This is a genomic window from Bacillus sp. B1(2022), assembly GCF_040259625.1.
Taxonomy (GTDB): Bacteria; Bacillota; Bacilli; order Bacillales; family Bacillaceae; genus Bacillus; species Bacillus velezensis.
The window spans coordinates 411,447-433,951 of record NZ_JANIFO010000002.1 but is presented as its reverse complement, the minus strand read 5'-3'; the positions used below and the strand labels follow the sequence as shown (position 1 = coordinate 433,951).

The window sequence follows — 22,505 nt, the reverse complement described above, 5'->3', positions numbered from 1 at the left end:
ATGTCTATTTTTGAAGTGCTAACTGCATCAGCCGAAATGATGCCGAGCCATTATAAAGACATGAGCACAGGAGAAATGGAAAAGCGGGTCGCCGCCATTAAACGGGCTTTCGGAAAGCGCCTGTTCATTCCGGGGCATCACTATCAAAAAGACGAAGTAATACAATTCGCCGATACGGCAGGTGACTCCCTGCAGCTTGCTCAAGTGGCAGAAAAAAATAAAGAGGCGGAATATATTGTGTTTTGCGGCGTGCATTTTATGGCGGAAACCGCTGATATGCTGACTGATGATAACCAAACCGTCATTTTGCCCGACATGCGCGCCGGATGCTCGATGGCTGATATGGCAGATATTCAGCAGACGGACAAAGCATGGCAAGAGCTTCAAGAACTGTACGGTAACACCATCATTCCGTTAACATATGTTAACTCGACGGCGGAAATTAAAGCATTCGTCGGACGGCACGGGGGAGCGACCGTCACCTCTTCAAATGCCCGGAGTGTGCTGAAATGGGCTTTTAAACAAAAAGAGAGAATTTTATTTTTGCCGGATCAGCATTTAGGCAGAAATACGGCCTATGACCTCGGCATTCCGCTGACAGAAATGGCTGTATGGGACCCGGTGCAGAACCGATTGCTTACTGACCATCCGGAAAACATTAAGGTTATCCTTTGGAAAGGGCATTGCTCCGTACACGAAAAGTTTACAGCGGAAAATATTTCTCAGCTGCGGCAGCGGGATTCCGGCATCCGCATTATCGTTCATCCAGAATGTTCGCGGGAAGTGGTCTCGCTCAGTGACGACAGCGGGTCTACCAAATACATTATTGATACGATCGAACAGGCTGAACCGGGAAGCAAGTGGGCGATCGGCACGGAAATGAATCTTGTCCAGCGCCTCATTCACTCGCATCCGGATAAACAGATTGAATCATTGAATCCCGATATGTGTCCGTGTCTGACAATGAACAGAATCGACCTGCCGCATTTATTGTGGTCGCTTGAGCAGCTTGAAAAAGGCGAGCCGAAAGGTGTCATTAAAGTTCCGGAAGCGGTTCGGACAGAAGCGCTTCGTGCTTTGAACAGAATGCTGAGTCATACGTAATCATAAAAATTTCCCCTCCTTCCCAAATTTTTTATCATCATGCCCAGTCCATCGGCATATAGTGTGAAGAAACGTATTGTAATGACAAATGTACCGTTCACGTTTTGTGCATAGGAGGGGAAAACGTTGAAAATTCATATCGTTCAAAAAGGCGATTCGCTCTGGAAAATAGCTGAAAAATACGGAGTTGATCTTGAAGAGTTAAAAAAACTGAATCATCAGCTTAGCAATCCAGACTTAATTATGCCTGGAATGAAGATAAAGGTGCCTTCAGAAGCCGTTCCGGTCAGAAAAGAACCTAAGGCCGGCTTCGGAACGTCTGCGCATAAGCATGAGCATCCATATGCCAAAGAAAAACCGAAATCAGTTGTGGACATTGAAGACACCATACCGGAAGAACCAAAGCCGTCAATTCCGTATGTGCCGCCAATCCCTGGAAAGCATGAAAATGTGCTGCCGGAAGCTGATATGAACCAATATTACCCGTCCAATCAGCTGTTTCAGCCGTGGTCGCCTCCTAAGCCGGAGGAACCGGTGACACATTTTGTCGAGCCGAAAGAAAAAGAGCATGACAATAACATTCCACAACAGGAGGAAATGATCAACATGGAAAACGCGAATTACCCGAATATGCCAAAGGCGCCTGAAGCCGGAAAGATGGAAGAAGAAAACGCCGCTTATCATCTGCCGAACATGCCAAACATTCCGAATGTCCCGTTTCCGAATATGCCGGCCGTTGAACCGTCTTTTATGCATTACCCGATGCCGTGCATGCCTTGTCCTTGTCCGGTTCCGGTGACACCGATGCTGCCGGGTTCGGGACTATGCCATCCGTGCTTCCCGGTAGGCGGAGGTTTCGGCGGTTTTGGAGGAGGTTTTGGAGGCTTTCCGGTCATGCCGATGCCGTTACCGTACGGATTCCATCATCCGGGATTTGGGCCGCAAGCGGGTTACGGTGAATTTGAAAACCAGGCCCATGAAAATGCAGAGCATTATGATGGTTCTGCATCTGGTTTCGGCGGTGCTCCGTACGGTCAAATGCCGTATTACGGCGGATATTCGTCACATTACGCAAACGCGCCTCATCATGATGGAAAATATAAGGATGATGATTGCGGCTGCCATGATTCACATCATCACCACCACCATCACCACGGTTCACATCACCATCACGCAAATATGCCTGTGCAGCCGTATCCGAATATGGGTGCAAACGCCGGATATTTTATGCCATACGGCGGAGCAAATCCTAGTGCCGCGCCGAATCAGCCGAGTCCAAATCAAGTATTCGGACGGCCGGAGGAAGAAGAAGATTAATGTTTCGGGACGATGTATGTCGTTCCTTTTTTTATGTCCAACCGAGGAATGGACATAACTGACAAGCTTAAATCCGCCGCCCGCCGCACATCCTAAACATGAGCGGAAAACGCTCAAACAGCGATGAATCCACGGGGGGTTTTTCCATTGGGTAAAAAACTGATGACGATCGCGGGCGTTTTAGCCGTGACGGCAAGCTTAACGGCATGCGGAGCAAATAATGCCATGAATGACGGACGCTACAACCAGTCAACACGTCCGGTCGGATATTATTCGAATGATAATGGTAACGGCAGAGGCCAGTACGGCATGGACCATCAAGGACCCGTTTCTGAAATGATGGAAAACCGAAACGGCCGTCATAATACGACAAACGTGTCCGATCAGTACGCGCCTAATGACGGGGTTCCGTTAACGACGGACGGCACATATAATGGCCGAAATGTCAATACGCCGCCGGCAGCAATGTCTTATAATGGGTATGACAACGCCGAAAACATCAGGTTGGCGGCAAAAGTTGCAAACCGCGTGAAAAAAGTAAAAGGCGTACAGGATAGTCAGGTTATCGTGACTGACACGAGAGTCGTCATTGCCGTCAGAACAAATCATCCTTTTACGAAAACTGATGATAAACATGTCAAACATGCGGCCAAAAAATTCGCGGACGGCCGTACAATTCAAGTGTTTACCGACAACGCTACTTTTACAAAGCTGCAAGACATGAACAGAAACAGCCGTTAAACGGGACTGCCGGATGATTTCATCCGGCAGTATTTTTATGAATAAAGCTTCATCATTTCTTTACATATTCTTAAAACGCTCTTTATATTGCGGTGTTAACATAAAAGTAATAAAACGTAACGGAGGGGCCGGAATGAAAAAAACGGAGCATGACAAAAGCCGCGGAGCAAAAACTGTGTATCTGACCGTAAGGGGATACCGGCTCAAACTGACGCCCGGACAAATGAAACTGATTTCAGCCGGCCGGGCATAATCATCGCAGCAGCCCTCATTTAGAGAGCTGCTTTTTTTCGGCTGAAACAGACAAATGAAAGAAAACGGTTAAGCACCGGCATCTTTGGTCAAACTAGCATCAAGAGTTTGATTGAATAAAGAGGTGTTATTGGTGAAACGAATTTGCGGTGCTCGTCTATTGTTTATGCTTGTCTTATCGGCTGCAGTCCTGATTTGCGGAGGAAAAGGCGCATACGGGGCGGAGGTTGAGCATTACGGGCCGCTTCGGGTGCACGTCCAGCTGGAAAAGGTCTATCTGGACGGTGATGTCGGCATCGAACATACGGATGAAACCGTTTTGGCGATGGAGGATTTTTGGGCCGCATATGCCGGCTGGACGCTCGTTGAGCAGAAAAAAGGCTTCGTCCTTTTCCGTAAGCATGTTGATGACATTTCTCCGCTCAGTAAGGTTAACGGTTATATCGGGGTCACGGACGGGGGCGTCATCTCCACTTTTCACGGCCGTCCCGGATCGCTGGCCGAGCCGATTCAATCTTTCTTCCAGATTGATATAGAAAGACTGGAAAGCCGATTGCAAAAGCACTTGGAACACGGCATACCGTACAGGACAAAAGCGGAGTTTGAGAGCGTGATCGATCATATTAAGACTTACAGCGGCTGACTTTGACGCAAGACATGTGACACATGTCTTTTTTTTCTGAATGGAAGGTGTCAAAGCGAACATACGTTAACTTTTCTATAAGACTTTGGCTGTTTTTGTGTTACAATGATAAGCAGTCAAAGAGGTGAATAGGTGTGATTGAATTCGTGAAGGGGACGATTGATTATGTATCTCCCCAATACATCGTGATTGAAAACGGCGGAATCGGCTATCAGGTCTTCACTCCGAATCCGTTTATTTATAAGGTAAGCAATCAAGAGACCATTTTTACGTATCATCATATAAAAGAAGACGCCTTTTCTTTGTACGGTTTTTCAACCCGAGAAGAAAAAGCGCTTTTCACAAAGCTGCTGAACGTCACCGGCATCGGGCCTAAAGGGGCCCTCGCCATCCTCGGTTCCGGTGATCCCGGAGCCGTCATCGAAGCGATCGAACAGGAAGATGAAGCCTTTTTGGTGAAATTTCCGGGTGTGGGCAAAAAAACGGCGCGGCAGATTATTCTTGATTTGAAAGGCAAACTGGCCGACGTCGTGCCTGAAATGATTGACAACCTGTTCAATCATGAAGCGCGCATTGAAAAACAAGAGGCTGAAACGGCGCTTGACGAGGCGCTTGAAGCGCTCCGGGTTCTCGGCTACGCCGAAAAAGAAATTAAAAAAGTGCTTCCTCACTTAAAAGAGGAAACGGCGCTTTCAACAGATCAATATGTGAAAAAAGCATTGCAAAAATTATTAAAGTAAGGTGATGTTCATGGATGAACGGCTCGTTTCAAGTGAAGCAGACAGCCATGAATCAATAATCGAGCAAAGCCTCAGGCCGCAGAATCTCGCCCAGTATATCGGCCAAAAGAAGGTGAAAGAAAATCTGCGCGTGTTTATCGATGCGGCGAAAATGAGGCAGGAAACGCTGGACCACGTTCTTTTATACGGGCCTCCGGGTCTCGGGAAAACAACGCTTGCGTCTATCGTGGCCAATGAGATGGGTGTGGAGATGCGGACGACATCAGGTCCCGCCATCGAAAGACCGGGGGATTTGGCAGCCATTTTGACGGCGCTCGAACCAGGGGATGTGCTGTTTATAGACGAAATTCACAGGCTGAACCGCTCAATTGAGGAAGTGCTGTACCCGGCGATGGAGGATTTCTGCCTTGATATCGTCATTGGAAAAGGCCCGTCCGCCCGCTCCGTCCGTCTCGACCTTCCCCCTTTTACGCTTGTAGGAGCAACGACAAGGGTCGGATTATTGACCGCACCGCTCAGAGACCGGTTCGGAGTGCTGTCGCGCCTTGAATACTATACGCAGGAAGAGCTGACAGATATCGTGTCAAGAACGGCTGACGTTTTTGAAGTGGATATCGAAAAAGCCCCGGCTCTGGAAATCGCCAGACGGTCAAGAGGAACGCCGCGGGTTGCAAACCGTCTGCTCAGAAGGGTGAGAGATTTTGCCCAGGTGCTCGGCGACAGCCGCATCACGGAAGAAATCGCTCACGACGCGCTCGAACGTCTTCAAGTCGATGCGCTCGGCCTTGACCATATCGACCATAAGCTGCTGATGGGCATGATCGAAAAATTCAGCGGCGGTCCCGTCGGTCTTGATACGATTTCCGCGACAATCGGCGAAGAACCGCATACAATAGAGGATGTGTACGAACCGTATCTGCTGCAGATCGGATTTCTTCAGAGGACGCCGAGGGGACGGGTCGTGACTCCGGCTGTGTATGAACATTTTCGATTGGAGGCGCCCGCCCGTGACTGACTTTCCGAAGGTTCTCATGGTTCTCGGTGCCGTTTTGCTTATTGCCGGCGCAGTCTGGCACTTTGTCGGAAGGCTGCCCGGAGATATTTTCGTTAAGAAGGGAAATGTTACATTTTTCTTTCCCGTTGTCACTTGTATTGTGATCAGTGTGATACTATCCATTCTGCTTAATTTTTTCGGCAGAATGAAATAACAATAGACAGAATTAAGGTGAAATGATGAAAGTCGATTTATTTGATTTTGAACTGCCTGAACGCCTCATTGCCCAAGTGCCGCTTAAAGAGCGTGACGCATCGCGGCTGATGGTGCTCGACAAACAGACGGGCGGGCTGACGGACAGTTCATTTAAAGAGATTGTAAGCTTTTTTAATGAAGGGGATTGCCTCGTCTTGAACAATACCCGTGTGCTGCCTGCAAGATTATTCGGCACAAAAGAAGATACGGGAGCGAAAGTGGAGCTTCTGTTATTAAAACAGGAAGAAAATGATACATGGGAAACGCTCGTAAAGCCGGCGAAACGCGTAAAAAAAGGAACGGTCCTGACATTTGGCGACGGCCGGCTGACAGCGGTCTGCACGGAGGAGCTTGATCACGGAGGCAGAAAAATAGAATTCCGGTATGACGGGATTTTTTACGAAGTGCTTGAATCACTCGGTGAAATGCCTCTGCCCCCTTATATTAAAGAGCAGCTTGATGATAAAGAACGGTATCAGACCGTCTTTTCAAAAGAAATCGGATCTGCCGCAGCTCCGACGGCCGGACTTCATTTTACGGAAGAGATTCTGGACGAGCTGAAGCAAAAGGGTGTGCGGATTGAATTTATCACACTTCATGTGGGACTCGGCACATTCCGCCCGGTCAGTGCGGATGATGTGGAAGAGCATAACATGCACGCGGAATTTTATGAAATGACGGAAGAAACCGCCGCCTCTTTAAACGAGGTCAGAAAGGCGGGAGGGCGCATTGTGTCGGTCGGGACGACATCCACGCGCACCCTGGAAACCATTGCCGGCGAGCATGACGGCGAATTTACAGCTTCAAGCGGCTGGACGTCCATCTTCATTTATCCGGGATATGAATTTAAGGCGATTGACGGCATGATCACCAATTTTCATCTGCCGAAATCTTCCCTTATCATGCTCGTTTCTGCGCTTGCCGGCAGAGAGCATGTTCTATCCGCCTACCGTCATGCGGTAGAAGAGGAATATCGTTTCTTCAGCTTTGGCGACGCCATGCTGATTATCTAATTTGAATGACAGGAGGCCTCATACAAAGTGGCTGAACAACCGATACGTTATGAATTTATAAAGGAATGCAAACAAACGGGAGCGCGCCTGGGCAGAGTCCATACGCCCCACGGCTCCTTTGAGACGCCTGTATTTATGCCGGTCGGCACGCTTGCTACGGTAAAGACGATGTCTCCGGACGAGCTGAAATCTATGGATGCGGGCATTATTTTAAGCAATACGTACCATTTATGGCTCCGCCCGGGACACGACATTGTAAAAGAAGCGGGCGGGCTTCATAAGTTTATGAACTGGGACCGCGCGATTTTAACGGATTCCGGCGGTTTTCAGGTCTTTTCATTGAGCAAGTTTCGTAATATAGAAGAAGAAGGCGTTCATTTCCGCAATCACTTAAACGGAGACAAGCTGTTTTTATCTCCGGAAAAAGCGATGGAAATTCAAAACGCCCTCGGCTCTGATATCATGATGGCGTTTGATGAGTGTCCGCCGTATCCGGCAGAGTATGATTACATGAAACGCTCTGTGGAACGGACCAGCCGCTGGGCGGAACGCTGCCTGGAGGCGCACGGGCGCTCAGGTGAGCAGGGGCTGTTCGGAATCGTACAGGGCGGAGAATACGAAGACCTGCGGACACAAAGTGCAAAAGACTTGGTTTCGCTTGATTTTCCGGGTTATGCCATAGGCGGGTTATCTGTCGGCGAGCCGAAGCACGTCATGAACCGAGTGCTTGAGTTTACAACTCCGCTTTTACCGAAGGACAAGCCGAGATATTTAATGGGTGTGGGTTCACCGGATGCCTTAATTGACGGCGCCATTCGCGGCGTGGATATGTTTGACTGCGTACTGCCCACCCGGATTGCCCGAAACGGCACGGTGTTTACGAATGAAGGGCGTCTGAATATGAAAAACGCCAAATATGAGCGTGATTTCCGTCCGATTGATGAAGAGTGCAGCTGCCATACATGCAAAAATTACTCCCGCGCTTACATCAGACATTTGATCCGCTGTAATGAAACGTTTGGAATTCGATTAACAACTTACCATAACCTTCATTTTCTGTTACACTTAATGGAGCAGGTCAGACAAGCCATCCGGGAGGATCGTCTTGGTGATTTCCGAGAAGAGTTCTTTGAGCGTTACGGCTATAATAAGCCAAATGCGAAAAGCTTCTAAATAAAACCATTCTTGAAGGGAGGGAAACAGATGGGTACTTTAGGTACAATCGTTCCTATTATTTTAATGTTTGCAGTGCTTTATTTCCTGCTCATCCGTCCGCAGCAAAAGCAGCAGAAGGCCGTACGCCAGATGCAGGAAGAGCTGAAAAAAGGGGATTCAGTGGTGACAATCGGAGGATTGCACGGCACTGTTGAGTCAATTGATGAAAGCAAGGTCGTCATTAAAACAGGTGATAACACCCGTTTAACATTTGACCGCCGCGCAATCAGAGAAGCTTCCGCTGAATAACAGCGAAGCTCATACATACAAAAAAAGAGCGGAGAATCCGCTCTTTTTTTATTACGCTGATCTGCTTCCTTTCAAATTCACTCCGAAAATGCCGCCCAGCATACTGACTCCCAAAAAGCCGAGATGAAACAAAAGCTGACCGGATGTAAACGTTTTTCCGAACCCTAAATATTGAAACAGCAAGATGATTAATGAAAAACAGACGGCGGTTAACGCTCCGATCATCCAGCCTTTTTCCTTCGCTTTGCCGCCCGATATAAAACCGCCCGCAAATAAAGAAAGAAAGGAAAGCGCGGTGATCAGCCAGCTGAAAGATGACTCTTCCATTGAGGTAACCGTCAGTAAAAGCGAAATCGCCAAACTCGTAAGAAGCATCACCGCAAAGATAGCCACTAAGCCGTACAAGACGCCTCTTCCCACTTGTTTCGTTTCTTCCATTTTTATCTCCTCTCCGCCCTGCGGCCTGATATATGACAAGCCGGAGCCCGTCTTTTTCTAAATGTATTCTCTGAATGTTCGAATTAGACGTAAATGCATGATGTTCAGCCCGTTTCTTACATAATTCAGAGCCGATGGCAAATGCTATGACCGTTGGAGGTGCGATATGGAAGATATTTTCATTATTACGTTTCGTACGATTGTGCTTTATTTTATCATTCTTGTGATTTTCAGACTGATGGGAAAACGGGAAATCGGAGAACTGAGCATTTTAGACCTTGTCGTCTCCATTATGATTGCCGAGATTGCCGTATTGGCAATTGAAAATGTAAAAGATAAGCTTTTGCATACGATTGTGCCGATTGTCGTTTTAATGATTATTCAAGTAAGCCTTGCTTTTATTTCGCTCAAAAGCCAAAAAATACGGCAGCTGCTTGACGGAAAACCCACCATTATTATCAAACAGGGAAAAATTGATGAACGGGCGATGAGATCGCAGCGCTACAATTTTGACGATCTTCTTATGCAGCTGAGGGAGAATAACATCGATAGAATCTCTGACGTGTCATATGCCATTTTGGAGTCTTCAGGCAAACTGTCGATCGTCAAAAAGAAAAACAATAAGGATAAGCAGATGGAAACATCGCTTATCGTTGACGGGGTCATTCAGAACGAGCATCTGGACAGAATCGGGAAAGATAAACACTGGCTCGAAAAAAATTTAGCAAAAAGAGGATATCGCGATCTTTCGGTTATATCATTCTGCACGTTTACGGACGGCGCTTTTTTTATTGATCTTAAAGATGAAAAAGGGGAGCCGTGAATCGGTTTCACCGCGTCACGAACTTGCCGATGACCGGAATCCGGATCAGCTCTTCCCTTTTAATCAGCCTGAATAACAGAAGAAGCGCTATATACAAAATCGCGGTCATTGCAATCCAGCCTGTGAGATTAACAGCCTCTGACCCTGAAAAATGAACGGTGTGCTTGATGATGCGGCTGACATAACCGCAAATGAATATGACGGCAAAACAGAGCGCGTATTCTTTTATTTTAATGCTGATCGGAAGCACCTTGCTTACGGTGGCCGCATGCAGCAGGGTGACAAGGACCATCCCCGTTACAATCGCAAGTGCGGCGCCCATGATGCCCAAGGAAGGCCTGGTCGCCAAAACAAAAATTAGGCCAGTTTTGACAGCGGCGCCGATAAAACTGTTCATCATGGCGGCCCCGGCTAAATTGAGAGCCTGCAGCACCGCCTGAAGGGGCCCCTGAAAATAATAAAGCAGAAAAAACGGCGCCATCACTTTAACAAATACCGCCGCATTAGTTGATCCGTACATGACGGACATCAGTTCATCAGCGAAAGAGAATAAAATAACCACCGAAATGCCTCCGCTTAAAAGACACAGCCGCATCGCCTGTTCCAGACGGTATTCGACAACTTGCAGCTTTTTTTGCTCCATTCCTTCACTGATCGCAGGAACAAGTGCCGTTGACAGAGAATAGGTTATAAAGCTGGGCAGCGTCAAAACCGTCATGGCAAATCCGGTCAGCTCCCCGTACTGGCTGGTGGCGGCAGCGGTGGCCACTCCTGCAATCGCAAGGCTTTGCGCGACGACAATAGGTTCAAAAAACCAAGATAAATTTCCGATGAAGCGGCTTCCGGTTGTCGGGAGCGACACGCTCATCAGCTGGCGGAAGGTTTCTTTTCCATTTGCGATCGACTTGAAAAATTGTTTTCTGATTCTGATTGTTTTATTTGCTTTAAAACAAATGAATAAATAAATAAGAGAGGCAAGCTCCCCGATGACAGACGAAATCATGGCTCCGGCTGCGGCATATTCAATCCCGTACGGCAGAAACACCGTCGTGCAGACTGCGACAAGTGAAATCCGCACGATCTGCTCAAGTACTTGGGAAAACGCCAGCGGGTTCATATTCTGCCTGCCCTGAAAGTAACCGCGCAGCACGCTGGAGATCGCGATAATCGGCACGACGGGCGTAATCGCCAGAAGCGGGTAAACCGTGCGCTGATCCGTCAGCATCGTTTCGGACATAATCGGCGCAAAGCATAAAAACAGCGGCGTGAAGATGAGACTTAATATCCCGGTGACGGTAAGCGACATCACTAAAATATGTTTCATTTTCTGCCGGTCCCCCCGCGCGCTCGCTTCAGCGACAAGTTTGCTGATGGCAACGGGGAGGCCGAATTGAGTCAAAGTGGTGGCCAAGAAAAATGTCGGGGCAGCCATCATGTATAAACCGACCCCTTCTTCACCGATAAACCGGGCGATAACCACCCGGTTGACAAAGCCGAGCATTCTCGTAATCATCCCGGCTGCGATGAGAATAAGAGTGCCCCTTAAAAAAGTCTGTTTTGCCATTTTATAAACCCCTGCCTTCTCAAACTACCTGGAATCATATACAATAAAGATATGCGCCGATGTCGTCCGAGCATGACAAGTCTTCGAGAAAAATGGAAAAAGGAGCGAGCGCCCAGTGGAGAAACATCCCGCCGAAATGTACAAAGATCATTTGCGGCCTTTCTTGTACAGTAAACTTGAAGAGTTCAAAATCCTCGGATACGATGATGTTGAGCACGAGAGTTTATGGTCATACTTAATACATAAAAAGTGGAAACAGAAAAAGGAACTGCCGCTGCATGAATTGGCCGGTCATATTTTATCAGTTAAAATTGGCGATTTTATGAACTATGCAACCGTTGAAGCTTTTAAGTCGTCTAATTGGCTGGAAAGCGATGAGGGTCAGGAAGCTTTAGATGAACTGCTGAGATAATGATTTGACGGCATAGGTTTAAGGAGGAAATACATAATGAAAAAAGGACGCTTGATTGCGTTTTTCCTGATTGTATTATTGATCGGCACAGGGCTGGGGTATTTTACAAAACCGGCTGCCAATAATATTACGTTAGGATTGGATTTACGCGGCGGGTTTGAAGTTCTGTACGATGTGCAGCCCGTCAAAAAAGGCGATAAAATCACAAAAGACGTGCTCGTCAGCACGGTGCAGGCGCTGAACCGCCGGGCTAACGTTCTCGGCGTAAGCGAGCCGAACATTCAGATTGAAGGAAATAACCGCATCCGCGTACAGCTGGCGGGCGTCACGAATCAGAACAGGGCGCGCGAAATTCTGTCAACGGAAGCACAGCTCTCGTTCAGGGATACGAATGATAAAGAGCTGTTAAACGGCTCTGATCTCGTGGAAAACGGCGCGAAGCAAACCTTTGATCCGACGACGAACGAACCGATTGTCAGCGTTAAGCTGAAGGATGCGGATAAGTTCGGCGAAGTGACGAAAAAAGTCAAGAAAATGGCGCCTAATAATCAGCTTGTGATCTGGCTTGATTACCAAAAAGGCGATTCATTTAAAAAAGAAGTCGGCAAAAAACATCCGAAATATGTATCCGCTCCGAATGTGAGCCAGGAATTAAACACGAAGGATGTCACAATTGAAGGCCAGTTTACCGTTCAAAAAGCGAAGGATTTGGCCAATATTTTAAACGCGGGCGCGCTGCCTGTGAAACTGACCGAAAAATACTCTACTTCAGTAGGGGCGCAATTCGGACAGCAGGCTTTGCATGATACGGTAGAGGCCGGCATCATCGGTATTGCAATTGTTTTCTTATTTATGCTGCTTTATTACAGACTGCCTGGACTCATAGCGGTAATTACGCTTTCTGTATACGTGTATATTACGCTTCAAGTGTTTGACTGGATGCAGGCGGTGCTGACGCTTCCGGGTATTGCGGCGCTCATTTTGGGTGTCGGGATGGCGGTTGACGCCAACATCATCACCTATGAACGGATAAAAGAAGAATTGAAACTCGGCAAATCCGTCCGCTCAGCTTTCCGTTCAGGGAACAGACGGTCATTCGCGACGATTTTCGATGCGAACATCACAACGATCATCGCAGCGGTCGTGCTCTTTATTTTCGGGACAAGCTCTGTAAAAGGGTTTGCGACGATGCTGATTTTGTCAATTCTGACAAGCTTTATTACAGCTGTCTTCCTTTCAAGATTCCTGCTCTCCCTTCTCGTGGAAAGCAGATGGCTTGACCGGAAAAAAAGCTGGTTCGGCGTCAAGAAAAAACATATTATGGACATTCAAAAAACGGATGAAAATACTGAACCGCATACGGCATTCCAAAAATGGGATTTCACGAGCAAGCGAAAATATTTCTTTATTTTCTCAAGCGCTGTAACCATTGCGGGAATTATCATCTTACTGGTCTTTAAGCTCAACCTGGGAATCGATTTTGCAAGCGGCGCGCGGATTGACGTGCAGAGCAATCATTCTTTGACGGCGCATCAGGTTGAAAAAGATTTTGATTCTCTCGGCATGGAGCCGGAAAACATCGTGCTTTCTGGTAAAGAGAACCATGTTGCCGCGGCCCGGTTTGTCGGAGAGCCATCTAAAGAAAAAATCGCTGAAATCAAAACGTACTTTAAGGACAAATACGGATCTGAACCGAACGTCAGCACGGTATCGCCGACAGTCGGAAAAGAACTGGCCCGTAATGCTTTATATGCTGTCGCCATTGCATCAATCGGCATCATTATTTACGTATCAATACGTTTCGAGTACAGAATGGCTATCGCCGCGATTGTATCCCTGCTGTATGACGCTTTCTTTATCGTCGCGTTTTTCAGCATTACAAGGCTGGAGGTTGACGTAACCTTTATCGCCGCTATTCTCACCATAATTGGTTACTCGATAAATGATACGATCGTTACATTTGACCGGATACGCGAGCAGATGAAAAAACGTAAGCCGAAGTCATTTGCCGATCTGGAACATATCGTGAATCTGAGCTTGCAGCAAACCTTTACACGTTCGATCAATACGGTCTTGACCGTTGTGATTGTTGTCGTCGTGCTGCTCATTTTGGGCTCATCGTCAATTACAAACTTCTCCGTCGCTTTATTGGTCGGTTTATTGACGGGCGTTTATTCCTCTCTTTACATCGCCGCGCAGCTGTGGCTTGTATGGAAAGGTAAAGAATTTAAAGGGAAAAAATCAATCGAAGAGTAAAATGGGAACAGGCTGTCTTGCAGAAGGCAGCCTGTTTTTTCAGGCCGCATTGAACTTAAAACCTGCATTTGCTATAATGACATACGCTTACATAATCAATCATCATTGTAAAAACATGTAGGAGGGTTCTTATGAACGTTCGTGAGTCGGAGCTTCCGGGCATCGGCCAGAAAGTAGAAGTCATTACGAAAAATCACGATAAAATCAGTATTATTCTTCATGATGACGGCAGAAAAGAGCTCTATTACTTCGATGAGAATGATCATGACGAATGCTTGGCATCCGTTGAATTTAACGACGAAGAGGCGAGACAGATTTCCGCTATTTTAGGCGGGATGACGTATAAGCCGAAAGCGCTGGAATCTGTGGAAGTCGCGCTTGATGACCTCGTCATTGAGTGGTTTAAAGCCGAATCTCATGCACCGGCTGTCAGCCGTACAATCGGAGATTTGGAGATCAAGAAACATTACAACGTCCAGATTATTGCGATCGTAAAGAAAAACCGGCAAAAACAGCTGAGCCCCGGCATTGATACCGTAATTGAAGAAGGGGACACCCTCGTCATATCGGGAGAAAGAAGCGGACTGAAAAAGCTGGTCCACGAGCAATTAACGGCCCGGATTTCCTGAGACCGGGGTTTACTCCCGGGGAAATGGGTGAAAAGATAAGAATGAACAATTGGGGGCAGACGCATGAATAAACAATGGACTATTATATTCGCTTTACTATTTACTTTGATTGTCGCCATCTTTGCTGTCATTAACGTGCGGGCGGTTGAGGTTGATTATCTGTTCGGAACCGCTGAATGGCCGCTGATTTTAGTCATTTTAGGCTCTGTGTTAATGGGAGCGCTGATCGTGTTTTCAGCCGGTATCTTTCAAGTGATGAAGCTGAAGCGCGAAATTAAAATGCTGCGGAAAGAAAACAGATCCGCAGGTGAATTGACGGCTGATTCGGACGGCCAAAAAACAGCCGCGCCGCCGGAAGAAATGCTTGAAGAGAAAAAAGGATCAGAATAACATTTGAAACCCCTCAGTCCGCTCTAGTATAATAGGGTGGTTGAGGGGTGAATTTATGTTAGCGTCAAAAATGCGCTGGGAAATCCAGCAGCCGGATCAGGAAAAAGTCAAATCACTCACAGAACAATTGGACATAACACCTCTTGTGGCATCACTGCTTGTAAAAAGAGGTTTTGATACTGCCGAAAGCGCAAGGCTGTTTTTACATACAAAGGATGCAGACTTTTATGACCCGTATGAATTAAAGGGAATGCGGGAAGCAGTTGATCGGATAAAACTGGCGGTTTCTCAAGGGGAACCGATTATGATTTACGGAGATTACGATGCAGACGGCGTTACAAGCACGTCGGTGATGCTGACGGCACTGAGACAGCTGTCGGCGGACGTTGACTTTTATATTCCCGACCGTTTCACAGAAGGCTACGGCCCGAATGAACAAGCTTTCCGCTCCATAAAAGAGCGGGGATTTTCGCTGATCATTACAGTGGATACGGGAATCGCCGCCGTCCATGAAGCTGAAGTCGCAAAAGAGCTGGGCTTAGACGTCATTATTACCGACCACCATGAGCCGGGACCCGAGCTTCCTGACGTATTTGCGATCATCCACCCGAAGCAGCCGGGCTGCGGCTATCCGTTTAAAGAATTGGCCGGCGTCGGTGTGGCGTTTAAGCTTGCCCACGCGCTTACGGGTTCTTTGCCGGAAGCTATGCTGGACTTGGCGGCAATCGGTACGGTTGCAGATCTGGTGCCTCTTCATGATGAAAACAGATTAATTGCGTCACTCGGAATCGAAAGGCTTCGGACGACAAATCGGCCGGGCCTCAAAGCCCTGATTAAGCTTTCCGGCGGAGATATCGGACAAGCTGATGAGGAAACGATCGGATTTCAGGTCGCGCCAAGGCTCAATGCCGTCGGAAGAATAGAACAGGCCGATCCCGCCGTCCATCTGCTGATGACCGAAGATCAGTTTGAAGCGGAGGAACTGGCTTCGGATATTGACCGGCTGAATAAAGAGCGGCAGAAAATGGTGAAAACCATGACCGAAGAGGCTGTTGAAATGGTTCAGCAGCAAGGCGGAAACCCGTCTGCCATTGTAGTGGCAAAAGCCGGCTGGAATCCGGGAGTCGTCGGTATTGTCGCATCGAAGCTGGCTGAACGTTTTTACCGGCCCGCCGTTGTGCTTGGGATAGATGAGGAGCAGGGAATCGCTAAAGGGTCGGCGCGAAGCATCAGAGGCTTCAACCTGTTTACGAGCCTTTCACAGTGCAGAGACATTCTTCCTCATTTCGGCGGGCATCCGATGGCGGCAGGAATGACGTTGAAGGCTGAAGATGTGGCGGAATTAAGGGACAGGCTGAATCAAATGGCTGAAGAAACCCTTACGGAAGAGGATTTTATTCCCGTTCAGGAGGTTGATCTTGTCTGCGGCGTTGAAGACATAACCGTTGAAAGCATTACAGAATTAAATATGCTGTCGCCGTTCGGCATGCTTAACCCTAAACCGCATGTGATGGTGAAAAATGCGGTACTTGATGATGTGCGCCTGATCGGAGCGAATAAAAACCACGTGAAAATGACGGTGAAAAGTGATTCCGCCGTCCTTGACTGCGTCGGCTTTAACAAAGGAGAGCTTGAAGCCGGAATTGTCCCCGGATCAACGATTTCCATTGTCGGCGAGATGTCCATTAATGAATGGAACAACAGAAAGAAGCCCCAGCTGATGATTAAAGATGCTGCGGTGCCGGAATGGCAGCTTTTTGATATCAGGGGCAAGCGGACGTGGGAAGACACGGTCACCGCGCTGCCGAAGGAAAAACGGGTGCTCATCAGCTTTAACGAAAAAACCGCTCAGAAGCTCCGTGCAAAAGAGCTGTCGGGCGAGCTGGCCGGGATCACATCGGAATCCGAGGCGGAAGCTCTCCAGCTTGACGGAAAATATGCCGTTTTTCTGGATGTGCCGCCGTCAGCGGATCGCCTGCAGCATTTGCTTGACGGAAAGAAGCCGGAACGGATTTATTTTGTTTTTATCAATCATGAAGAACATTTCCTGTCCTCATTTCCATCGCGGAATGATTTCAAGTGGTTTTACGCATTTCTCTTGAAAAGGGGCGCTTTTGACTTCGGCAAGCATGGTTCAGAGCTTGCGAGACACAGAGGATGGTCAATTGACACAATCAATTTCATGACAAAGGTGTTTTTTGATCTCGGTTTTGTTAAAATAGAAGATGGTGTGCTGTCTGTCGTGAGCGGCGCGAAAAAACGCGACCTGGCAGATTCGCAAACCTATCAGGTAAAACAGCAGCTGATGGAATTAGACCAGAAGCTCAATTATTCCGCAGCCCATGAGCTGAAGGAATGGCTGAATAAGCTGATGAACCAAGGTTCAGAAGCTTATGAAAGTACGAGGAGGACATAGAACAGATGGATCTTAAAAAATACGTAACAATTGTGCCCGATTACCCGAAAGAAGGCGTACAATTTAAAGATATTACGACATTGATGGACAAAGGCGACGTATATCGTTACGCCACTGACCAAATTGTTGAATATGCAAAAGAAAAAGAAATTGATTTAGTTGTCGGGCCTGAAGCGCGCGGCTTTATTATCGGCTGTCCGGTTGCATACGCTCTCGGAGTCGGCTTTGCGCCGGTTCGGAAAGAAGGAAAACTTCCGCGTGAGGTCATTAAAGTCGATTACGGTTTGGAGTACGGAAAAGACGTACTGACGATTCATAAAGATGCAATTCTGCCGGGACAGCGCGTGCTGATTACTGATGACTTGCTTGCAACAGGCGGCACGATCGAAGCAACAATTAAGCTGGTCGAAGAACTGGGCGGCGTTGTAGCCGGTATTGCGTTCTTAATCGAGCTTTCTTACCTTGACGGCAGAGACAAGCTTGACGATTACGATATTTTAACATTAATGAAATATTAACCGCATATGGAAAAAAGCACTCGTGTCAGGGTGCTTTTTTCCTATTATTTCATCATCCTGACAGATTCTTTAGGTGTTTTGAACTTCTGCCCTTTACATCTCTCGTTTTTTTCTTGATAATAAACTAATACAGTTTACATTTAAAAAAGGTGATTCCATGGCGAACGAACAAGTATTGACTGCCGAGCAAGTAATAGATAAAGCGCGCACTTATCTGCCGGAGGAGCAGATTGCGTTTGTTGAGAAAGCTTACCTGTATGCGCAAAACGCGCATCGCGAACAGTACCGCAAATCAGGTGAGCCGTACATCATTCATCCGATTCAGGTGGCGGGGATCCTCGTCGATCTGGAAATGGACCCTTCCACAATTGCGGGCGGATTTCTGCATGACGTGGTAGAGGACACGGATGTCACCCTCGACGACCTGAAGGAAGCATTTTCTGAAGAAGTGGCGATGCTTGTCGACGGTGTGACGAAGCTCGGTAAAATTAAGTATAAATCTCAAGAGGAGCAGCAGGCGGAAAACCATCGAAAAATGTTTGTCGCTATGGCTCAGGATATCAGAGTCATATTGATCAAGCTGGCGGATCGCCTTCACAATATGCGGACGTTAAAGCATCTTCCGCAGGAAAAGCAGCGGAGAATTTCAAATGAGACGCTGGAAATTTTCGCTCCGCTGGCCCATCGGCTCGGGATTTCTAAAATCAAATGGGAGCTGGAAGACACCGCTCTCCGTTATTTGAATCCTCAGCAATATTACAGAATCGTCAACCTCATGAAGAAAAAGCGCGCGGAACGCGAACTTTATGTCGAAGAGGTTGTCAATGAAGTGAAAAAACGCGTCGAAGAAGTGAATATCAAAGCGGACTTTTCAGGACGTCCGAAGCACATCTACAGCATTTACCGCAAGATGGCGCTGCAAAATAAACAGTTCAATGAAATATATGATCTGCTCGCCGTCCGTATTCTTGTCGGAAGCATTAAAGACTGCTACGCCGTACTCGGCATTATTCACACGTGCTGGAAGCCGATGCCGGGCAGATTCAAAGATTATATTGCAATGCCTAAGCCGAATATGTATCAGTCCCTGCATACGACCGTAATCGGGCCTAAAGGCGATCCGCTGGAAGTGCAGATCAGAACATTTGAGATGCATGAGATCGCTGAATACGGGGTGGCCGCACACTGGGCATATAAAGAAGGCAAGGCTGCAAACGAAGAAGCGACATTTGAGAAAAAACTGTCCTGGTTCCGTGAAATTCTGGAATTCCAAAACGAGTCTACCGATGCGGAAGAATTTATGGAATCGCTGAAAATCGATCTGTTTTCTGACATGGTATACGTATTTACGCCAAAAGGCGATGTCATTGAACTGCCGTCAGGCTCTGTGCCGATTGATTTTTCCTACAGGATCCACTCGGAGATCGGCAACAAAACAATCGGGGCGAAAGTGAACGGAAAAATGGTGACGCTTGACCATAAGCTCCGGACGGGCGACATCGTCGAGATTCTGACGTCCAAGCATTCATACGGTCCGAGTCAAGACTGGGTCAAACTGGCGCAGACGTCCCAGGCGAAACACAAAATCCGCCAATTCTTTAAGAAACAGCGCCGTGAAGAAAACGTCGAAAAAGGCCGTGAGCTTGTCGAGAAAGAAATTAAAAATCTTGATTTTGAAGTGAAAGATGTTTTAACACTCGAAAATCTTCAAAAAGTTGCCGACAAGTTCAATTTCTCAAATGAAGAGGATATGTACGCGGCGGTCGGGTATAACGGCATTACCGCTCTTCAGGTGGCCAACAGGCTCACCGAAAAAGAACGGAAGCTGCGTGACCAGGAAGAGCAGGAAAAAATCGTTCAGGAAGTCACTTCCGAGCCGAAACATTATCCGCAAGGGAGAAAACGGGAAGCGGGTGTGCGCGTAAAAGGCATTGACAACCTTCTCGTCCGCTTGTCGAAATGCTGCAACCCGGTGCCGGGCGACCATATCGTCGGTTTTATTACAAAAGGGCGCGGTGTATCCGTTCACCGGGATGACTGTCCGAACGTCAAAACGAATGAAGCGCAGGAACGTCTGATCCCCGTTGAATGGGAGCATGAATCACAGGTTCAAAGACGCAAAGAATATAACGTTGAGATTGAGATTTTGGGGTATGACCGTCTCGGGCTTTTAAATGAGGTGCTCCAAGCCGTAAATGAAACGAAAACCAACATCTCCTCTGTCTCCGGCAAATCCGACCGCAATAAAGTCGCTACGATTCATATGGCGATTTTTATTCAAAACATCAATCATCTGCATAAAGTGGTCGAGCGGATTAAGCAGATCAGAGACATCTATTCAGTCCGCCGGGTAATGAACTAAAAGGAGCTTGCTATGAAATTAGTTGTTCAGCGTGTAACAGAAGCGAGTGTGACGGTTGACGGCGCTGTTGCCGGCCGGATCGGACCCGGTATTATGGCGCTTGTCGGCATCACTCATGAAGATACAGAAGAAGATGCCGCTTACTTGGCGGATAAAATCGTGAATCTTCGGATTTTTGATGATGAAAGCGGCAAGATGAATTTATCGCTTTTGGATACGGGCGGGGAGATTTTATCCGTTTCACAGTTTACGCTTTACGGCGAAACGAAGAAAGGGAGACGCCCGAATTTTATGAATGCGGCTAAACCGGATCAGGCTGTGCTCCTTTATGAAAAGTGGAACGAACTCCTTCGGGAAAAAGGAGTCAAAGTGGAAACCGGAATATTCGGAGCCATGATGGATGTTCAGCTGACGAATTCCGGGCCGATTACATTGATTATGGATTCTAAACAATAAAAAAGCTGCCGTTCGGCAGCTTTTTTTTATGATTGAAAATAATGTTCCAATCCGCTTTCAATTCCGTCTGTCACTTTTTCCTGATAAGAGCCGCTATGTATGATTGTTTCTTCTTGCGGTTGACTGAGATAGCCGAGCTCATACAGCATGGCAGGCCGTTTATTTTCCCTCAGGACGTAATAATCGCCAAACAGAACGCCGCGATCCGGGATAGGGGAACGCTTCACTACTTCAGAATGGACGTCTGAGGCAAGCTGGCGATCCTTAGACGGACTGTAATAATAAGCCGTGCTTCCCCGTGTTGACGTATCGGCATAGCTGTCATAGTGAATGCTGATAAAGGCATCCGCATTCCGGTAATGAGAGGTTGAAACCCTAGCCTGCAGGCTGATAAAAGTATCATCCTGTCTGGTGATATACACGTTTGCACCGGCCGCCCGCAATTTTTGGGCCAGCAGCTTAGCGGTTTTAATGGTTACGTTTTTCTCAAACTTTCCGGAGTAGCCGATCGTTCCGCTGTCTTTTCCTCCGTGTCCGGGATCAACGACGATCGTTTTGTTTTTAAGTGAGCCGCTGCCGCCTGACGTGTCGGGAGAAGGTGCTTCACCTGTTTCCTCACCGCTTTTTGACGTTTGTACGACCCAGTTTGCCACATATGCGGTTTGTCCGTTTTCAAGCCGGACTTCATACCATTTGCCGCTTGAGCCGACAATCGGGTAGGCTGCGCCTTTATCTGCTCTTTTTACGATAGAAGCGGAAGTCGAGGCCGAGCTCCTTAAGTTGGTGCCGCCGTAAACAATATACGCTTTTTTCGAGGAGCCTGAGCCCGCAGAACCGTCTCCCGAGCCGGATGCGCTGTCCGATGAGTCAGAATCCTTTATGATGTAGTGGCTTGCTGCCCAGCCTTTTTGCCCGTTTGCTTCAATTTTCAGCCAGCCGTGGTCTTCACTTAAGATGGAAACCTTTGTTCCGCGTGATAATTTAGTCATAATCGCTGAATCATGTGACGCTGCACTTCTGACATTCAATGAAGAAACGCCGACAGTCCCGTTTTTTGACCCGCTTCGGGCCGAAGTTGCTTTCGTATCCGATCCGCCGCTGTCCGCGGTGACGTATTCGGAAGAAACCCATCCGGTTGTGCCTTGATAAGAAATGTTCACCCATCCGCTGTTCTTGTCAAGCACGGATGCATGTGCGCCTTGCGGAAGTTTGCCGATGACTTCATATGATGTCCCCGGGCCTTTTCTGATGCGGAGGTCAGGATCGGTGGAAGTGACCGTTCCGCTTGTTGCGGATGAATGGTCTGCTCCTCCGGCTGTTTTTGATATCAGCCAGGAAACGACCCATCCGGTTTTACCGGGGCTCAGCTGAAGCTGCACCCAGTCTCCCTCTTCTTTAGCGATCGGGTATCTTTCCCCTTTTTTTACTTCAGCCTTAATTCCATAGCTCAGGCCGGGACCGCCTCTGACATTGATCTTGTCTGTCGCGATGACCGCTTCTCCTTCTGCGGCGATTGCGGTGTGGAATGACGGAAGAAGCGCTGTGATGATGACGCCGCATAAAATAAGAGCAAGAGTTCTCTTCTTCATGGCTGTCCTCCTTTCTGAACTAACTAAAATACATTCTTGTATAATATCGTATTTTCCTTGCTGAATGTTAAATAAAAATAAAATGGTTTGTTTATACTAGTCATAAATACAGCGAAAAGGTGTGCAAAT

General features: G+C 47.6%; 23 protein-coding genes. 20 read left to right on the top strand and 3 right to left on the bottom strand.

Features of this window, described 5'->3' with window-relative positions; genetic code table 11:
- The 11 genes from nadA (at window position 1) to yajC (ending at window position 8,523) form a co-directional block, all read left to right on the top strand.
- Window positions 1–1,104, top strand: a complete 1,104-nt coding sequence (gene nadA, locus NQS30_RS05900) for a quinolinate synthase NadA (protein WP_069006951.1) — start codon at window positions 1–3, stop codon at window positions 1,102–1,104.
- Window positions 1,105–1,230: 126 nt separating this feature from the next.
- The gene (safA, locus tag NQS30_RS05895) at window positions 1,231–2,421 is read left to right on the top strand and encodes a SafA/ExsA family spore coat assembly protein (protein ID WP_218791305.1); all 1,191 of its coding nucleotides are present in this window, start codon (window positions 1,231–1,233) and stop codon (window positions 2,419–2,421) included.
- A gap of 147 nt (window positions 2,422–2,568) precedes the next feature.
- Entirely contained in the window at window positions 2,569–3,162 is a 594-nt protein-coding gene (locus NQS30_RS05890) for a YhcN/YlaJ family sporulation lipoprotein (RefSeq protein WP_169510417.1), read from the top strand.
- A 133-nt stretch (window positions 3,163–3,295) separates the two neighbouring features.
- A complete protein-coding gene (locus tag NQS30_RS21400; RefSeq protein WP_007612850.1) occupies window positions 3,296–3,415 on the top strand; it encodes a hypothetical protein in 120 nt (39 codons plus the stop codon).
- A gap of 132 nt (window positions 3,416–3,547) precedes the next feature.
- Window positions 3,548–4,057, top strand: coding sequence for an intercompartmental signaling factor BofC (locus NQS30_RS05885; RefSeq protein ID WP_025285052.1), 510 nt, complete (start codon window positions 3,548–3,550; stop codon window positions 4,055–4,057).
- Window positions 4,058–4,191: 134 nt separating this feature from the next.
- Complete coding sequence (gene ruvA, locus NQS30_RS05880; protein WP_003152683.1) at window positions 4,192–4,797, top strand: Holliday junction branch migration protein RuvA; 606 nt, start codon at window positions 4,192–4,194, stop codon at window positions 4,795–4,797.
- Between the two features lie 10 nt (window positions 4,798–4,807).
- Window positions 4,808–5,812, top strand: coding sequence for a Holliday junction branch migration DNA helicase RuvB (ruvB, locus tag NQS30_RS05875; RefSeq protein ID WP_007408185.1), 1,005 nt, complete (start codon window positions 4,808–4,810; stop codon window positions 5,810–5,812).
- A complete protein-coding gene (locus NQS30_RS05870) occupies window positions 5,805–6,005 on the top strand; it encodes a DUF2905 domain-containing protein (RefSeq protein ID WP_003152687.1) in 201 nt (66 codons plus the stop codon). The genes ruvB and NQS30_RS05870 overlap by 8 nt, the downstream gene beginning before the upstream one ends.
- Window positions 6,006–6,030: 25 nt before the next feature.
- The gene (gene queA / locus NQS30_RS05865) at window positions 6,031–7,059 is read left to right on the top strand and encodes a tRNA preQ1(34) S-adenosylmethionine ribosyltransferase-isomerase QueA (RefSeq protein WP_012118092.1); all 1,029 of its coding nucleotides are present in this window, start codon (window positions 6,031–6,033) and stop codon (window positions 7,057–7,059) included.
- Between the two features lie 27 nt (window positions 7,060–7,086).
- Complete coding sequence (tgt, locus tag NQS30_RS05860; protein WP_025285051.1) at window positions 7,087–8,232, top strand: tRNA guanosine(34) transglycosylase Tgt; 1,146 nt, start codon at window positions 7,087–7,089, stop codon at window positions 8,230–8,232.
- 30 nt (window positions 8,233–8,262) lie between these two features.
- Window positions 8,263–8,523, top strand: coding sequence for a preprotein translocase subunit YajC (gene yajC / locus NQS30_RS05855; RefSeq protein ID WP_012118091.1), 261 nt, complete (start codon window positions 8,263–8,265; stop codon window positions 8,521–8,523).
- A gap of 51 nt (window positions 8,524–8,574) precedes the next feature.
- Here yajC and NQS30_RS05850 read toward each other — a convergent pair whose 3' ends face one another.
- Window positions 8,575–8,961: a TIGR04086 family membrane protein gene (locus tag NQS30_RS05850; RefSeq protein ID WP_003152697.1), complete on the bottom strand. Its 387-nt coding sequence runs from the start codon at window positions 8,959–8,961 to the stop codon at window positions 8,575–8,577.
- Window positions 8,962–9,127: 166 nt separating this feature from the next.
- Here NQS30_RS05850 and NQS30_RS05845 point away from each other — a divergent pair, with 166 nt between their 5' ends.
- Window positions 9,128–9,784 carry a DUF421 domain-containing protein gene (locus NQS30_RS05845; RefSeq protein ID WP_003152699.1) on the top strand — a complete coding sequence of 219 codons (657 nt, stop codon included), beginning with the start codon at window positions 9,128–9,130 and terminating at the stop codon, window positions 9,782–9,784.
- Between the two features lie 7 nt (window positions 9,785–9,791).
- Here the strand turns inward: NQS30_RS05845 and spoVB are convergent, their stop codons facing one another.
- A complete protein-coding gene (gene spoVB / locus NQS30_RS05840) occupies window positions 9,792–11,348 on the bottom strand; it encodes a stage V sporulation protein B (protein WP_038459361.1) in 1,557 nt (518 codons plus the stop codon).
- Window positions 11,349–11,463: 115 nt separating this feature from the next.
- Here spoVB and NQS30_RS05835 point away from each other — a divergent pair, with 115 nt between their 5' ends.
- The 8 genes from NQS30_RS05835 to dtd all read left to right on the top strand — a co-directional run bounded on the left by NQS30_RS05835 (window position 11,464) and on the right by dtd (window position 20,787).
- A complete protein-coding gene (locus NQS30_RS05835; protein WP_007408189.1) occupies window positions 11,464–11,760 on the top strand; it encodes a post-transcriptional regulator in 297 nt (98 codons plus the stop codon).
- Between the two features lie 36 nt (window positions 11,761–11,796).
- Complete coding sequence (secDF, locus tag NQS30_RS05830) at window positions 11,797–14,016, top strand: protein translocase subunit SecDF (RefSeq protein ID WP_033574175.1); 2,220 nt, start codon at window positions 11,797–11,799, stop codon at window positions 14,014–14,016.
- 131 nt (window positions 14,017–14,147) lie between these two features.
- Window positions 14,148–14,645: a cation:proton antiporter regulatory subunit gene (locus NQS30_RS05825; RefSeq protein ID WP_218791304.1), complete on the top strand. Its 498-nt coding sequence runs from the start codon at window positions 14,148–14,150 to the stop codon at window positions 14,643–14,645.
- A gap of 63 nt (window positions 14,646–14,708) precedes the next feature.
- Entirely contained in the window at window positions 14,709–15,035 is a 327-nt protein-coding gene (locus NQS30_RS05820) for a LapA family protein (RefSeq protein ID WP_014418528.1), read from the top strand.
- Window positions 15,036–15,090: 55 nt separating this feature from the next.
- Window positions 15,091–17,451, top strand: coding sequence for a single-stranded-DNA-specific exonuclease RecJ (gene recJ / locus NQS30_RS05815; RefSeq protein ID WP_015240292.1), 2,361 nt, complete (start codon window positions 15,091–15,093; stop codon window positions 17,449–17,451).
- A 5-nt stretch (window positions 17,452–17,456) separates the two neighbouring features.
- Window positions 17,457–17,969 (top strand): adenine phosphoribosyltransferase, encoded by a 513-nt coding sequence (locus tag NQS30_RS05810; protein WP_003152714.1) that lies wholly within the window; start codon window positions 17,457–17,459, stop codon window positions 17,967–17,969.
- Window positions 17,970–18,126: 157 nt separating this feature from the next.
- Complete coding sequence (gene relA, locus NQS30_RS05805; protein WP_003152716.1) at window positions 18,127–20,331, top strand: GTP diphosphokinase; 2,205 nt, start codon at window positions 18,127–18,129, stop codon at window positions 20,329–20,331.
- A 12-nt stretch (window positions 20,332–20,343) separates the two neighbouring features.
- Window positions 20,344–20,787: a D-aminoacyl-tRNA deacylase gene (gene dtd, locus NQS30_RS05800; RefSeq protein ID WP_007408194.1), complete on the top strand. Its 444-nt coding sequence runs from the start codon at window positions 20,344–20,346 to the stop codon at window positions 20,785–20,787.
- Window positions 20,788–20,813: 26 nt separating this feature from the next.
- On the opposite strand, the gene NQS30_RS05795 is transcribed toward dtd, so the two are convergent.
- Entirely contained in the window at window positions 20,814–22,376 is a 1,563-nt protein-coding gene (locus NQS30_RS05795; protein WP_015240291.1) for an N-acetylmuramoyl-L-alanine amidase family protein, read from the bottom strand.
- Window positions 22,377–22,505 lie beyond the last annotated feature (129 nt).

What these genes read in the sequence shown, in the direction of transcription:
- yajC (WP_012118091.1), top strand. Translation starts at nt 8,263, where the DNA reads ATGGGTACTTTAGGTACAATCGTTCCTATTATTTTAATGTTTGCAGTG.
- queA (WP_012118092.1), top strand. Translation starts at nt 6,031, where the DNA reads ATGAAAGTCGATTTATTTGATTTTGAACTGCCTGAACGCCTCATTGCC.
- NQS30_RS05820 (WP_014418528.1), top strand. Translation starts at nt 14,709, where the DNA reads ATGAATAAACAATGGACTATTATATTCGCTTTACTATTTACTTTGATT.
- spoVB (WP_038459361.1), bottom strand. Translation starts at nt 11,348, where the DNA reads ATGGCAAAACAGACTTTTTTAAGGGGCACTCTTATTCTCATCGCAGCC.
- secDF (WP_033574175.1), top strand. Translation starts at nt 11,797, where the DNA reads ATGAAAAAAGGACGCTTGATTGCGTTTTTCCTGATTGTATTATTGATC.
- relA (WP_003152716.1), top strand. Translation starts at nt 18,127, where the DNA reads ATGGCGAACGAACAAGTATTGACTGCCGAGCAAGTAATAGATAAAGCG.
- recJ (WP_015240292.1), top strand. Translation starts at nt 15,091, where the DNA reads ATGTTAGCGTCAAAAATGCGCTGGGAAATCCAGCAGCCGGATCAGGAA.
- nadA (WP_069006951.1), top strand. Translation starts at nt 1, where the DNA reads ATGTCTATTTTTGAAGTGCTAACTGCATCAGCCGAAATGATGCCGAGC.
- NQS30_RS05850 (WP_003152697.1), bottom strand. Translation starts at nt 8,961, where the DNA reads ATGGAAGAAACGAAACAAGTGGGAAGAGGCGTCTTGTACGGCTTAGTG.
- ruvB (WP_007408185.1), top strand. Translation starts at nt 4,808, where the DNA reads ATGGATGAACGGCTCGTTTCAAGTGAAGCAGACAGCCATGAATCAATA.
- dtd (WP_007408194.1), top strand. Translation starts at nt 20,344, where the DNA reads ATGAAATTAGTTGTTCAGCGTGTAACAGAAGCGAGTGTGACGGTTGAC.
- NQS30_RS21400 (WP_007612850.1), top strand. Translation starts at nt 3,296, where the DNA reads ATGAAAAAAACGGAGCATGACAAAAGCCGCGGAGCAAAAACTGTGTAT.
- NQS30_RS05810 (WP_003152714.1), top strand. Translation starts at nt 17,457, where the DNA reads ATGGATCTTAAAAAATACGTAACAATTGTGCCCGATTACCCGAAAGAA.
- NQS30_RS05825 (WP_218791304.1), top strand. Translation starts at nt 14,148, where the DNA reads ATGAACGTTCGTGAGTCGGAGCTTCCGGGCATCGGCCAGAAAGTAGAA.
- NQS30_RS05845 (WP_003152699.1), top strand. Translation starts at nt 9,128, where the DNA reads ATGGAAGATATTTTCATTATTACGTTTCGTACGATTGTGCTTTATTTT.
- NQS30_RS05795 (WP_015240291.1), bottom strand. Translation starts at nt 22,376, where the DNA reads ATGAAGAAGAGAACTCTTGCTCTTATTTTATGCGGCGTCATCATCACA.